The sequence below is a fragment of the Embleya sp. L77 genome (genome assembly GCF_055557415.1).
Genome location: NZ_CM145709.1, coordinates 4,847,904 through 4,862,279, shown reverse-complemented (window position 1 = coordinate 4,862,279; position 14,376 = coordinate 4,847,904). Strand labels below are relative to the sequence as shown.

Here is a 14,376-nt window from a genome sequence, read left to right as displayed (position 1 = left end):
TGTCGCTGCCCCGTGTCCGGCGGCCCCGAGGGGCCGGGATGACGACGCACTCTATACGCCGCGTCACGGCTCGCCACTGGCGCCGAGGGGGTCGGCCAGTAGTATGCGGCGCACACACGAACTGCTCAACCGGCTCACGTGTGCATGGAGACGACCCTGACGGGGTGGGTTGACTCACATCACCTGCTCCTTTTCCGTGCTCTGCGGCGGGCTCGATCCGTGTCCAAGGATCCTCGCGACGGATGAGGCTGATTCACCTTGACCGTGGTCATCGTCAAGCGCCCGCCCAGGGTGCTGCCCTCTCCTGTGCCGGCGGAGGAGATCCAGCTCCAGGCACCGCCCGAACTGGAGCGCCCCACAGACCAGAACTGGATCATGAGCGTGCTCCCGATGATGGGCATGCTCGGCTCGGCCGGCTTCTTCTTCATGCCCGGTGCGCCGAAGATGATGATGGTCATGGGCGGCATGATGATGATCTCGTCGCTGGTCATGGTGGTCGCGAACATCATCAAGTCGCGCGGTGGCAACCGGGTCCAGATGCTCGACGCCCGACGCGACTACCTCAAGTACCTCGCCCAGCAGCGCAAGGAGGTCCGCCGGACCGCCCGCAGGCAGCGCGACGCGCAGTTGTGGACGCACCCGGACCCCGCGCAGCTGTGGTCGGTGGCGGCGGGCGAGCGGCGGATCTGGGAACGCCGGGCCGGTGACCCCGACTTCGGACAGGTCCGGGTCGGCGTGGGCCAGCAGCAGTTGTCCACCCCGCTGGTGGCGCCGAGCACCGCGCCGCTGGACGAGTTGGAGCCGCTGTGTGCGGACGCGATGCGGCGCTTCCTGCGCACCCAGGCGACGCTGGACGACCTGCCGATGGCGGTGTCGCTGCGCTCCTTCTATCACCTGACCGTCTCCGGCGACCCGGAGCGGGTGTACGGGCTGACCCGGGCGATGCTGGGCCAACTCGCGGTGCTGCACTCGCCGGACGACGTGCGCATCGTGGTGGCCACGGACGCGAACTCGCTGCCGCGTTGGGACTGGCTGAAGTGGCTGCCGCACGTGCAGCACCCGTCCCTGTCGGACGGCGCGGGTTCGGTCCGGATGATCGCGGGCGACCTCGGCGAGATCGAGGAGTGGCTGGCCGATGACCTGGCCGGGCGCTCGCGCTTCGCGGCCGGTGCGCAGCCCGTACTGGACCAGCCGCACCTGGTGGTGGTCCTGGACGGCGGCGGGGTGCCCGCGAACTCGCTGCTCGCGGGGGCGGACGGGCTGCAGGGGGTGACCATCGTCGAGGTGGTGCCCGGTCCGCTGGACGAACTGCGCGGCGGCCTGGCGATCATCGCCGAGGAGGACCGGCTGACGCTGGAGTCGACGGCGGGCGCGTACGAGGGGTTGCCCGACTTCCTGTCGGCGGGCGACGCGGAGGCGCTGGCCCGGAGGTTGGCCCCGCTGCGGTTGTCGGCGAACGACGACGACGAGCCGCTGCTGGCCAACCTGGACTTCACCGACCTGATGGGTATCGGTGACGCCGCGCAGGTGGACGTGTCGCAGACCTGGCGGCCCCGGCCGCCGAACGACCGGCTGCGGGTGCCGATCGGGATCGGCCAGAACGGCGAGCCGATCATGCTGGACATCAAGGAAGCGGCGATGGAGGGCATGGGCCCGCACGGCCTGTGTGTCGGCGCCACCGGTTCCGGCAAGTCCGAGCTGCTGCGCACGCTGGTGCTGGGCCTGGCCACCACGCACAGTTCGGAGATCCTCAACTTCGTGCTCGCCGACTTCAAGGGCGGCGCGACCTTCTCCGGGATGTCGGACATGCCGCACGTCGCGGCGGTGATCACCAACCTGTCCGACGACCTGACCCTGGTCGACCGCATGCGCGACTCGATCACGGGCGAGCTGAACCGGCGGCAGGAGCTGCTGCGTTCGGCGGGCAACTACGCCAACATGCACGACTACGAGCGGGCCCGGGTCGCGGGCGCCGCGCTCGAACCGCTGCCCTCGCTGGTCATCATCATCGACGAGTTCAGCGAACTGCTCACCGCCAAGCCGGACTTCATCGACATGTTCATCCAGATCGGCCGCATCGGCCGATCGCTGGGCGTACACCTGCTGCTCGCTTCGCAGCGCCTGGAGGAGGGCCGACTGCGCGGTCTGGACACGTACTTGTCCTACCGGATCGGTCTGCGTACGTTCTCCGCCGCCGAGTCGCGCGCGGCGATCGGCGTGCCGGACGCGTACCACCTGCCGTCGGTCCCCGGCGCGGGATACCTCAAGTTCGACACCGAGTCGATGGTGCAGTTCAAGGCCGCGTACGTGTCCGGCACCTATCGGGCCTCCGACCGGGTCCGCCGCAACCAGTCGGGCGCGCCCATGCCGGTGCTGTTCGACAGCCGGTGGACGGCCGCGAACATGTGGAACCGGCAGCCGGACCTGCCGCCGGAGCCCGAGCCCGAGCCGGACATCGACAGCGCGCTCGCGGACACCGTGCTGGACGTGATCGTGCGCCGGATGGTCAACCAGGGTCCGCCCGCACACCAGGTGTGGCTGCCGCCGCTGGCCGAGTCGAACTCGGTCGACCAGATGTTGCCACCGCTGCGGGTCACCACGGATCGCGGGCTGTGCTCGCCCGACTGGGGCGCGAACGGGCGACTGGTGGTGCCGCTGGGCCTGGTGGACAAGCCGTTCGAGCAGCGCCGCGACGTGATGTACGCGGACCTGTCCGGCGCGGCCGGCCACGCGCTCGTCGTGGGTGGCCCGCGCAGTGGCAAGAGCACGCTGCTGCGCACCATGATCACCTCCTTCGCGCTGACCCACACTCCGGTCGAAGTCCAGTTCTACGTCCTGGACTTCGGCGGCGGTGGGATGGTCGCGCTGAGCGATCTGCCGCACGTGGGCGGGGTGGCGGGCCGGCTCGACGCCGAGCGGGTGCGCCGGATCGTCAGCGAGGTCAAGGGCGTCCTGGACCGACGCGAGGAGATGTTCCGGGTCAACAACATCGACTCGATCGACACGTTCCGTCGGCGCCGCGCCGCCGGGACGTTGCCGGACGAGGCGTGGGGCGACGTTTTCCTGTTCGTCGACGGGTGGTTGACCCTCAAGAACGACTTCGACGCGCTGGAGGCCGAGGTTACCGACATCGCCACACGCGGTCTGGGTTTCGGCGTGCACGTGGTGCTCACCGCGTCCCGACACCCGGAGATCCGGCCCGCGCTCAAGGACCAGATCCAGACCCGGTTGGAGCTGCGGCTCGGCGAGACGATGGAGTCCGAGGTGGACCGGCGGCTCGCGGCGAACGTGCCCACGGGTGCGCCGGGTCGCGGCCTGTCCCCGGACAAGCTGCACTTCCTGGCCGCGCTGCCGCGGATCGACGGATCCTCCTCGGCGGAGGACCTGGGCGAGGGCATGGCGGCCATGGTCGGCGCGATCAAGGCCGCGTGGGCGGGGCCGCCCGCTCCCCCGGTGCGGGTGCTGCCGATGCTGCTGCCCTACGAGCAGTTGCCGACGCCCGAGCAGGTGCCCGGTCGGGCGATCCCGATCGGCGTGGACGAGGCGACGCTCAGTCCGGTGTACCTGGACTTCAACGTCGACACGAACTTCGTGCTGTTCGGCGAGAGCGAGTCCGGCAAGACCAACTTCCTGCGCATGCTGGCGCGCGGCATCTCCGAGCGGTACACGCCGGCCGAGGCCCGGATCATCGTGTCCGACTACCGGCGCACGCTCTTGGACGTGGTCCCGGAGTCGCACCTGCTGGAGTACGCGGCGGCGGCGCCGGCCCTGACCTCGTTCATGAGCGAGATCCGCGGCGGCATCGAACGCCGCCTGCCCGGGCCGGAGGTGACCCAGGACCAGCTGCGCAACCGGAGCTGGTGGAGCGGCCCCGAGCTGTTCCTGCTGATCGACGACTACGACCTGGTGGCATCGTCGAGCGGCAACCCGGTCGGCACCATCGCCGAGTTCCTGCCGCTGGCCCGCGACGTCGGCCTGCACCTGATCATCGCCCGCAGCAGCGGCGGCGCGGGCCGCGCACTGTACGAGCCGGTCCTGCAAAAGCTCCTCGACCTGGGCACGTCCGGCCTGATCCTGTCCGGCAACCGCGACGAGGGCGCCCTGATGGCCAACGTCAAGCCCGCCCAACTCCCCCCGGGCCGCGGCCAGTTCATCACCCGCCGACGCGGCGTCGAACTGATCCAGACAGCCTGGCTCGCCGAGAACTGAGGCCGCTCACAGCCGAAGCGGGGCTCGACCGACTCCGGTCGAGCCCCGCTTTGCGTCGATTCCGCCGACCCGACCATCCGAATAGTTATAACGGAACGTCAGCCTCCTCTTGCGATCCGCTGATGATTCATGGATCAATGGGCGGCACTGTGGCACGCAGGCGTGTTTCACGTGCGCCGGGGAGGGTCGCGAATCGCGGCGACAAGCTCGGGGGAAGTGTGGTCATGGCAGGACAGGATTCCGCGCCGGGGGGCGGCGGATCGGGTTTCCGGTTGAGCGTGGAGGCTTTGGAGGCGTTCCAGGGCGCGTTGCAGGGAGTACTGGCCGATCTCGTGGACAGTGCCGACTCGCCGGCGAACGCGACGAAGTACACGATCGGCGAGGGCGACCTGGGAGTGTCGTTCGCCGAGGCGCCGTTGATCGGAGGGGTGCTCAAGGAGACGGCCGACCGACTGCAGACCTTGATCAACACGTTGCACGGCCAGATCGCGAAGATGAAGCAGAACATCAAGACGACCGGCAACAACGTGGTGGCGACGGACGACGAACAGCGCCGCGCCACACTGCAGATCCAGCAGGTGCTCAACGGCGGCTCGCAGCCTCCGGTCGTCGATTCACCTCCTCGGGTACCGCAGGCACCGCCCGCGAACCGGAAGGTCGATCTCGGATGACGCTGGGGCGGAGCACGAGGGCCAGGGGGAGATTCTGATGGCGGAGACCGACTTCGAGGGCTTCACCCTCGAACAGTTGCAGGCCATGGTCGCCACGGCGAACCCTTCGGCGCTCGCCGGATACGGACAAAAGCTCACCGGCGCGGCACAGAAGATCACGACCGCCGCGGAAAACCTCGCGAGAATCGCCCGAAGCATGAGCGACGGTTGGCAGGGCGAGAGCGCGGACGCCTTCCAACAGCTCGCCGGGCAACTGGTCATGGCCACCAACGGCCTCGGCGACTACGCCAGTGCCGCCGGCAGCCACATCAACCACGTCGGCGAGCAGATCTTCGTAGCCAAGCTGGGCATGCCCCGGGTCGACCCCACCGTCCTGGCCAAGGCGAAGGGGCCGGCCCCGGTGGTGCCTCCGGGCACACCACCACCCGCTGACGGCGTTGACCCGGTCAAGGCCCACGCGGACGCCCAGGGCCAGGTGGAGGCAGCACGCCGCGAGGCGATCACGCGAATGCGCACCCTGGCGTCGACCTACCGCGTGGTGGCAACGGACCTCCAGGCAATCCCGGTGCCGGTGTTTCCGGGTGTAGGCAACAACGACGCTGTTACATCACTGGATGCACCCGGAGAAAGTTCCCCAGGGAGAAGCGGTCCGGGAGCCGGCGGTGGGGGTGCCGGCGGGAGCGGTCGATACTCAACCAACACCCATTCCGAGACAGGCAATCCGCGTCCAGGCATCTACACCGCGCCGCAAGGGTTCACACCAAGCGCCGTTTCCGGTGACTCCGGGGGCACCACCGATCCAGTTCCCTACGTTCCTCAGGGCACCAACCTGCAAGGCACAGGGCCACTAACCGCCCCGGGAACGACACTCGATACTCCCTGGGCGCCGCAAGTTTCAGGAGGAGGGCCAAGCCCGATATCTACACCGGGTGGAAGCCCGCCCGGGGGTCTCCCAAACGGAATTCCCCCGTATCCCGCTACGGGGACCATTGCAGCAGGCGGGCGAACAGGCGAGGTATCCGGCCCGTCCTCGCGCCCTGGTCCTGGAGGCGGTTCCGGAAATGTGAACCCCCGTATTGGAGGCGGCAGTGTCCCAGGTAGTACACCGGGTACAGCGCCGCCGGGGGCATCGCCTCGTGGCAGCGGAGCCACTCCCGGCGGGCGAGGAGGATTCAGCGCTCGTCCCGAAGGTCCATACGCCCCCGGACCGGGAACCGCACCTGGAACAAGTCCAGTCGGGCGCGCTCCGGGCATGCCAGGCGCGGCCGGGGTCAGTGCTCCCGTGGGTAGCCCGCCGGGGCGCGGCGGGTCGAATCGTAGGTTGGCCACGTCTCAGGGTGGGTCCGTAGGACGGGTGTCAGGGACCGCATCAAGTCGGAACTCACCAAGGCTACAAGCGCTTCCTGCGGAGGCCGGCGCTCCGAGGCCGGAAGGCGCCGGAGACACACGTCGTGCATCAACACCCCCAGGACAGCGGACGCCGTTCACCGGCGGCAGCCGCTCAGAGCAGGTTCGACGGCGCAGCAGTCCTTCCAGGGAAGACGAAGACAACGTTTGGGATGGTCCGCGACGACCCGGCGTCGTTCCTCCTGTCATCGAATGACCAAGGTCCCATCACCGCCTCAGGAAGGACATCACCTCCGCATGAGCGGACGCCTCGCCCGAGCCTCCCGGCTGTCCGTCACGCTCGGTTTGCTGCTGGTCATTCTCATCGTCACGATCCGTCTTGCCGAACCCGCGCGAGCCCAGTCGGTGCGAGCACAACAGTGGTACCTGGACATTTGGAAAATCGATGAGGTCTGGAAAACCGCCCGCGGATCAGGAGTCACCATCGCGGTAGTCGATACTGGAGTCGACGCCACCCATCCTGATCTGACTGGACAAATTTTGCCTGGTTTGGGGAACTCGGGCGATCAGGACGGCCACGGCACAGGAATGGCCAGCCTCATTGCGGGACAAGGCCGTTCCGGTGGCGGGCAGGGGGTCTACGGGGTTGCGCCTGACTCCAAAATTCTCCCCTTCCGCGCACGGACACTCCCGACCGGCAAGAACGACCCGATCTCATTGGCTGAGGGCATCCGCTTGGCGGCCGACTCCTCGGCTCGGATCATCAACCTCTCACAGGGGACCTCCACCAATTTCTCGGTGCTGAGCGATGCTGTGGCGTATGCCCTGAGCAAAGGCAAACTGGTGATTGGCTCAGGCGGCAATACTCCCGAAGAGAGTCACGATGTTCCGGTCTATCCCGGCTCCTATGCAGGTGTATTGACCGTCAGCGCAGTGGATCGTGAAGGTGGACCGGCTGGCAACAGCGTGCGGGGCTCTTGGATCGGGCTGGCCGCCCCCGGTGTGGATATCCCACGCGCCTGCGTCACTGCGACCCGCTACTGCCTCGGCACCGGCTCCAGCGATGCCACGGCCCTCACCTCCGGCGTCGCCGCGCTCGTCTGGTCCGTGCATCCCGACTGGACCGCCAACCAGGTCATTCGGCGGCTGCTCGATACCGCCAATCGGCCCAATGAGCCCGTGCCTTCGGACACCTTCGGCTACGGCGCCGTCAGCCCCCGTAAGGCCCTAGCCGCCACCGACACGCCAGGTCCCGCCGACGTCAACCCGTTGATCGGCGTGCGCGGGGACAAGCCGGCCCCCGCGGCCACCGCGCCGAGTACGTCGCCCTCGGCCGCCGCGTCGGCGCCGGCCGCACCAGGCGGCACCACTCCCCCCGCGGCCACCACCGCCAAGTCCGACGACGGCGACAGCCTCCTCGTCCCGATCCTCGCCGGCACCATCGCCGCAGCCGCTCTCGTCGCGGTCACAGCCGTCATCGCCATGCGCCGCCGCCGAGCCCGCGAACTCGCCCGCCGACAAGCCGCCGTCGTGCCTCCGTGGCCCACCGCACCGCCGACCTACCACCCCGGCGCAGGCCCCTACGACCGACGCTGACGAACGGCAGCCTGATCCCGACTCGGACCATTTCCGATCGGCCGCCGGTTGACAGGGCTAGGTAACCGAGGGCGGGGCCCCGGCCCCGCGCGGTCGTCGGGATTCCGGTTGCGCACGCAGCACCTCGAATCAGCCGGTGCCGGGGGTTGCCTTTCCGCGTCGGCGGGCGTCGCGGATGACGATGGCGGTGCAGATGACGATGATGGTCAGGCCGACGGCCATGAACAGGACCACCGAGGCCTGGCGGCGGTCGCGGTCGGCGCGGGTGGGGCCGTGGGCCAGGGGGGCGACGTTGACCAGTTCGGTGCTGCGGTCGACCTTGGGGTCCGGGACCGGGGCGGACGCGGGGACCGTCGTGGAGCTGAGGGCGCGCAGCGGGTCGACCACGCCCCAGCCGACGCCGTCCATGTGGCCCGGGGCGGCGCGCTGCGCGGTCTGTTCGATCAGCGTGATCACCTGGGCCGCGGTGTAGGTGGGGTGCGCCGAGCGGATCAGCGCCGCGACGGCGGCCACGTAGGGGGTCGCGAAGGAGGTGCCGGCGCCGCTGCAGTGGCCGCCCTTGGGCACCGTCGACCACATGTCCACGCCCGGGGCCAACACGCCCACGTACGGCTTGTTCTGCGAGAACGGCGCCCGCTCGTTGTTGCGGTCGGAGGCGCCGACGCCCAGGACGCCGGGATACTTCGCCGGCCACGAGTCGAGGTTGTCCTTGTCGCCGGAGTTGCCCGCGGCGGCGACCACGACCACCTGCTTGGCGATCGCGCGCTGCACCGCCTCGCGCAGTTTGACGCCCGGTTCCTGGCCGCCCACGGTGTCCTGCGAAATGTTGATGACCGTCGCGCCGCCCGCGACCGCGAAGTCGATCGCCGCGGCCAGGCTGTCCTCGTTGCCCTTCGTCGCGTCGTCGCCGCCGTTCTGTCGGATCGGCAACAGCATCGCCTCGGGCGCCAGACCCACGAAGCCGGTGTCGAGCCGGGGGGTCAGCCCGCTGCCGGGCCGGGCCGCGATGATGCCCGCGGCCATCGTGCCGTGGCCGTGCGTGTCGTCGGTGCCGTTGGCCTTGTCGTTGAAGAAGTCCTTGCCGGGCACGATCGCCGGGCCCAACTGCGGGTTGTCGTCGTCGATCCCGGTGTCGATCACCGCGACCGTGACGCCCTTGCCGGTGGACTTCTGCCAGAGTTCGTCGAGCAGTACGCGCTGCAGCGACCAGGGTTTGCCGGGCATCGGCTTGGAGGGGTACACGCACTCGCCCGCGAGCAGCTCGGTGTCCACCGGCCCTCGGTCGACCGCCGCCGACCCCGCCGGCAGCAGCAGGCCGAGCGCGAGAAGAGGTGCCGCCCACCGTCGCCACACGGGTCGCATCGGTTCGTTCGCCTTCCGGATCACCACCGGACCGGCCCCGGACTCCCGGGCCGGCCGGACCTGTCGTGGAGGTGTCCCCGGCCCCGTGAGACCGATGACGGACGCGGGAGGAGGCGGGCACGAGCCCGCCTCCTCTCACCGCGTCACAACGATGGCACCGGCCACCGACCCGGCGGCTGCCCCCGGACCGATACCGCTACCGCGTCGGTACCGGTACCACGTCGGCGGCGCAGCAACTGCGAGCGCCACCACGCCGGTACGGACCGCCGGTGCCCCCGGAATCCCCGGTGTCAGTGCCACATCTTGGCGTTGGACGCCTCGGTCTGGCGGTACGCGTCGGCCGCCCGCATCAGGCCGTCGGCGATGCCGTTGAGCGCGTCCTGCAGACCCTGCGCGTTCTGGTCCCAGCTCGCCTGCTGGACGAGGTAGCCCTCGCGGGCGTCACCGGACCACGACTCGGTAACCGGCGCGATGTCCCGCTTGAGACCCGACTGCATGTCGGCGAGACGGGCGTTGAGGGCGCGAATATCGGCTGCGGCCTGTTCGAGCGCAGCGAAAGTGACAACTACCTGCGACATGCTTTCTCCCCAGTGTCGGATGACCGGCTTGCGACCGGGGCATCGCCCCGAGCAGTACGAGAGCCAGTGCGACCGTGTGCGACCGAGCGGCGAACCTCGGTCAGAACATCAACTTCGAGATGTTGCCGGACACGGTCGTCTCGGTCTGGTCGTACGAGTTGGCGTTGTGGCCCATGGCCCCGGAAATGGCGTCGAGCGCGCGCTTGACACCGAGCGCCTTCTGCACGGCCTGCTCCTGCAACGGGTCGAACTGGTTCCTGGCAGCGCCCTGCCACTGACCCTCGATCGCGTCGACCTTGCGGTTCATCTCCTGGATGGCCGCTTCGAGGTCGGTCGCCACGCCCTGAACCTTCTTCGACAACTCCGCCAACATCTGCGGAGTGATCTTGAACGCTTCACCTGCCATGTTTCACCATCCCCCATGAGACAGACGTGCGCGAGGGAAGGCTCGTGTCACCCGTGTCGGGTGCCCCCGCACCAACGTCACCGTTGCGATGTCGTGGGAACTCTAACCGCAATCCGGGACGCCACCCAAGCGACGCCCTACGCATGGTTACGGAACCTTGACTCCGTGGATACCTCCGCGGCCCTGGGCAATGCGCCGGTCTTCGGTGGTGCTTTCCGGTGTCTCGGCGTCGGGAGTCCCTACCACTCACGACCCGTCCGACGCTACCTCAACTCCCGCCCCCAGGCTCAGGAACCCTGCGGCTTCTTGGCATCGACGGTACTCAACTGCGGCCCTCGCGAGACCAGTTCGGACCACGCCCGCGGCAACGGCCGCACGTCCACGCCCTTGTACCCCAGGCGCTGCTTCGCCTCGCTGTCCCGGTTCGGGCCGGCCGGCGCGCCGCCGGCCTGCGCGTCCTCCGGCACGCTGTAGCGCAGTCCCGAGTCGGCCACCAGATACGTCGGGCCACCCTCGTCGGGCGTGCCGGTCACCTCGCGGTACAGCGCCCCCGCACCGGGCTTGACCCACACGCCGCCCATGCCGTCGACGAGTTGCTCCGGCGGCCGGGTCCCGGCGGACTGCGTGGTCACCGGCTGGATGCCGCGCCAATCGCCGGAGAACGTGTTGCACACCACGTTGCGCGGCAGTTCCAGGTCGTTGCGCGTCATCCGGTTCATCGGCGCCGGCGGGATCTCCGGCCAGCCCTTGTCCGCGGCGAACGTGCGGTCCTGCACCACGGCGCCGCCGAGCGTGCCGATGTTGACCGGGAACGCGGTGGGCGTGGTGTTCCCGTACGCCTCCCTCGCCCTGGGGTTAGTGGTCAGCAGCACGGCGGTCAGCTCGCTGACCGGCACCACGCCCTCCTTGGTGACCACATAGTTCTGCCGCTGGGCACTGCCCTCCGCGCGCAGCACGATGCCGACCCTGTTGTGGTCCCCGTCCAGGGGCAGCTGGGTCGGCTTGCCGTAGTCGGCCGGCAGCGGATGGTCGATGGTGCCCCCGTCGACCAGCGTCGCCAACCACGCGTCGCTGACCGGTTGCGCGGGTATGCCGACCAGGTTCAGCGCGCCGAGCACGGTGGGCGCCTCCACCATGAAGCGCTTGCCCTGGTAGACGAGGTACTTGTGCCGGTTGCGGTCCTGCACGAACAACGCCTCGCCCGGCCGCAGCGCGCCGTCCGCCGGAGCCGCGCCGATGAACACGCTGCGCTGCGGCTCGCCGGCCGGGTCGGGCTTGCCGTCCTTGCCCACGGCCGGACGCTCGCACACGGTCCAGGACTTGCGCTCCCTGACCTCCTTGGCCGTCGGCAGCCGGTCCGGTGCGTTCGGGATGCCCAGCGGCGCACCGTGGCTCACGCTGTTGAGCTGCTTCTCCGGGACCATGTTGACCTTGAAGTTGCCCGGGTCGAGCAGCAGTCGGCCGGAGGCGATGTTGAGCACCGGGTGCAACTTGCCGTCGAGATAGACGTATCGGCTCGCCGAGTCGCGGCCCACGATCAGGCTGCTCTTGTTCTTCCATCCGGGCGGCGTTCCCGGCTTGATCAGCCCGACCACCCCGAACCCGACCAGCACGAGCATCGCCACCACGATGCTCGGGGTGACCATGCGCATCGGCTTGGGCGCGTTCTCCTCGGTGCCACCGCCCGGAGCCGGTTGCAGGAACGCGGCCACCATGCGGCGGCGCGCGAAGATGTACGCCTCAAGTTGCTCGCGGCGCGATGCCATCGTTCTCCCCGTGATCGACCATGCGCTCCGGCTGAAGGTTCTATCACCGACGCGGCCACAGGGTCGCGGGCAAACCCCCGGCCCCGTACCGTACGGTGTGCCGCACTCGCCGTGACAGTCGGGCGACGGCAAACGGGGACAAGTCGTGAGCATGGGGGATCTACAAACGTGGCCGCACCCGCGCCGGTAGGCACGCATCGGCAGACCCGCCCGCCCACACCCGACGGGACGTCACCACCGGTACCGCAGCGCGCCGTTCTGCGCGTACACCCGCGCGCCGGCCGGATCGGCGGCGTCCTGGTGCAGCAGATCGTGCTCATCCAGCTCGGGGTCCTGCTGGTCGCGATCGGACTGGCCACGAATCCGGCGGTGTCGATCGGCCTCGGCGTCCTCGCGCTGCTGCTCGTGGTGCCCGCGCTGGTGCGGCTGCGCGGCCGCTGGCTGGTGCAGTGGTTGCCGATCCTGTTCGACTTTCGTCGCCGGCACCGGATGCCGGCCGTCCCGGACGACGCGGATCCGGTCCTGGTGCCGGTCCTGGAGTGTGCGCCGCATCTGGCGACGAGTTCGGTCACCGACCGCGATCGCCGCTCCATCGGGCTGATCGGCGACGGCACCTTCCTCACCGCCGTGCTGTTGGTCACCTCGCGCGACGAGCCGCTGCGCCCCTCGCGGGCGCAACGACCGTTGCCGCTGCCCACGATCGTGAGCACGCTGGAGGTCGACGACGTCACGCTGGCCTCGGTCCAGGTGGTCCAGCACACCCAGCCCGCGCCGGCCACCCACCTGCCCGAGGAGGCGTTGGCCACCCGGTCCTACCGCGAACTCGTCGAGCAGGGGCTGCACGACGTACCGGCGCTGCGGCTGACCTGGATCGCGCTGCGCTTCGAGCCGGAACTGTGCGCGGGCGCGGTCGCCGCCCGCGGCGGCGGCGAGGAGGGTGCCCAGCGGGCACTGCTGCGCGCGGTCAACCAGCTGGCCGGCAACCTGACCGGCGCCGGCTTCGAGGCCCGTGCGCTCGAGGAGGCCGAGCTGATCCAGGCGCTCGCCACCTCGTGCAGTGTGAACCGCACCACCCGCCAGTACGGGCGCGGCGGCCGGCGCACCACCGAGTCCAAGCGCGCCTGGCGCTGCGACGACCGGTGGCACACCACGTACTGGGCCAACCGCTGGCCGCAGCTGACCCAGGGCCGCACCTCCGACCTGGTGGGCGCGCTGACCGCGACGCCGGCCATCGCCACCACCTTCGCGCTGACCGCGACGCACGGCGTGGGTGGCACCACCGCGCTCACCACGCACGTCCGGATCGCCGCTCGTTCCGGTAGTGAACTCGCAGACGTGACAAGGCAATTGGAGCGCCGGGCCCGCGCCGAGAAGATCGGTCTGACCCGGCTCGACTGGGAGCAGCAGCCGGCCCTGCTGGCCACACTGCCGCTCGGCGGCCTGTCGTGACGAACCGTCACAGGTGCACACGTACGGGGAGGATCGACCAGTGAGCACGACCAACGCCGGCCGGGGCCGACGCCGGGCCTCGAACGGGCGTGGCAACACCCGCAATCCGAACCCGCCGCCCGCCCCCACGCCGAACCCCACGCCCGGCTCGGGGACTCCCGTGCCGCGGCCCTCGCGGCGCAGGGGCCTGGCCCGTCTGGTCGGCCCCAGGCACGAACGGCACGTACTGACCACCGCCCAGCTGCCCGCCCTCGGTCTGCCGGTGGGCGACGACGGCGTGGTGATCGGGGTCGACGCCGAGCGCAACCCGGCGGTGCTCGGCCTGTTCCGGCCCGAGCCGTTGGACGTGGCGTTCGTCGGCGGCGCCTATGTGGTGCAGATCATCGCGCTGCGGGCCGCGGCGATCGGCGCGCGGGTCGCGATCGAGTCCGGTCGTCCGCAGCTGTGGTCCGCGATGGCCCAGGCCGCGGGCGGCGCGCAGCCGTGCGTGACGGTGCATCAGGTGGGTCGGCTCGGCCCGCAGGGTCCCTCCGCCGGCAGCCCGGTCCTGGTCATTCGCGACTGCGGCGCCCGTCCTCCGCGCAATCGGCTCGCGCCGGCCGCGTGGCAGACCACCCTGACCCTGCTGCCGTTCCTGGACCCGGCGCAGGCCCGGCAGCGGATCGGGGTGGGGGCGGGACTGGTCGGCATCCAGCGGGTCTCCCCGATCGAGGCACAGGCCGCCTCGTCGGTACTGTCCCTACCCGGCGAGGACGAGGCCGCGCTGCCCATGCTCGCCGACGAACTGACCCTGTGGAGCACCAGGAAGTCGCGCAAGTACGTGCTGCTGACGCCCACTCGGGCCGAGGCCGGTCTGCTCGGGCCGCCGCGCCGGGTGGACTGACCGACAGCGGCTCTGCGCGAACAGGTGGACGGACCGGCGACGGGTGCCGACACCGCTGACTACGCTGTGAGGCTCGTGTAGGGGGCAGCCTCGACCCTGGGGTCGGGGT

At 70.0% G+C, this 14,376-nt stretch carries 9 protein-coding genes; 5 read left to right on the top strand and 4 right to left on the bottom strand.

Annotated features, from left to right (window positions below):
* Nucleotides 1–258 precede the first annotated feature (258 nt).
* The 3 genes from eccCa to ACZOOI_RS20840 all read left to right on the top strand — a co-directional run bounded on the left by eccCa (nt 259) and on the right by ACZOOI_RS20840 (nt 7,823).
* Nucleotides 259–4,209 (top strand): type VII secretion protein EccCa, encoded by a 3,951-nt coding sequence (gene eccCa / locus ACZOOI_RS20850; RefSeq protein WP_465277260.1) that lies wholly within the window; start codon nt 259–261, stop codon nt 4,207–4,209.
* A 224-nt stretch (nt 4,210–4,433) separates the two neighbouring features.
* Complete coding sequence (locus ACZOOI_RS20845; RefSeq protein WP_391582766.1) at nt 4,434–4,880, top strand: hypothetical protein; 447 nt, start codon at nt 4,434–4,436, stop codon at nt 4,878–4,880.
* A 1,644-nt stretch (nt 4,881–6,524) separates the two neighbouring features.
* Entirely contained in the window at nt 6,525–7,823 is a 1,299-nt protein-coding gene (locus ACZOOI_RS20840) for a S8 family serine peptidase (protein WP_465277259.1), read from the top strand.
* Nucleotides 7,824–7,952: 129 nt separating this feature from the next.
* Here the strand turns inward: ACZOOI_RS20840 and mycP are convergent, their stop codons facing one another.
* The 4 genes from mycP to eccB all read right to left on the bottom strand — a co-directional run bounded on the left by mycP (nt 7,953) and on the right by eccB (nt 11,935).
* Nucleotides 7,953–9,185: a type VII secretion-associated serine protease mycosin gene (gene mycP / locus ACZOOI_RS20835; protein WP_465277258.1), complete on the bottom strand. Its 1,233-nt coding sequence runs from the start codon at nt 9,183–9,185 to the stop codon at nt 7,953–7,955.
* A gap of 290 nt (nt 9,186–9,475) precedes the next feature.
* Nucleotides 9,476–9,763: a WXG100 family type VII secretion target gene (locus ACZOOI_RS20830; RefSeq protein WP_355536648.1), complete on the bottom strand. Its 288-nt coding sequence runs from the start codon at nt 9,761–9,763 to the stop codon at nt 9,476–9,478.
* Between the two features lie 100 nt (nt 9,764–9,863).
* Nucleotides 9,864–10,169 carry a WXG100 family type VII secretion target gene (locus ACZOOI_RS20825; protein ID WP_020553087.1) on the bottom strand — a complete coding sequence of 102 codons (306 nt, stop codon included), beginning with the start codon at nt 10,167–10,169 and terminating at the stop codon, nt 9,864–9,866.
* Between the two features lie 287 nt (nt 10,170–10,456).
* Nucleotides 10,457–11,935 carry a type VII secretion protein EccB gene (gene eccB, locus ACZOOI_RS20820; protein ID WP_465277257.1) on the bottom strand — a complete coding sequence of 493 codons (1,479 nt, stop codon included), beginning with the start codon at nt 11,933–11,935 and terminating at the stop codon, nt 10,457–10,459.
* Nucleotides 11,936–12,103: 168 nt separating this feature from the next.
* Here eccB and eccE point away from each other — a divergent pair, with 168 nt between their 5' ends.
* Together eccE and ACZOOI_RS20810 are read left to right on the top strand one after the other, a co-directional pair.
* Nucleotides 12,104–13,384 carry a type VII secretion protein EccE gene (gene eccE, locus ACZOOI_RS20815; RefSeq protein ID WP_465277256.1) on the top strand — a complete coding sequence of 427 codons (1,281 nt, stop codon included), beginning with the start codon at nt 12,104–12,106 and terminating at the stop codon, nt 13,382–13,384.
* 40 nt (nt 13,385–13,424) lie between these two features.
* On the top strand, nt 13,425–14,267 hold the full coding sequence (locus ACZOOI_RS20810) for a hypothetical protein (RefSeq protein WP_465277255.1): 843 nt from the start codon (nt 13,425–13,427) through the stop codon (nt 14,265–14,267).
* The last annotated feature ends 109 nt before the right edge of the window (nt 14,268–14,376 follow it).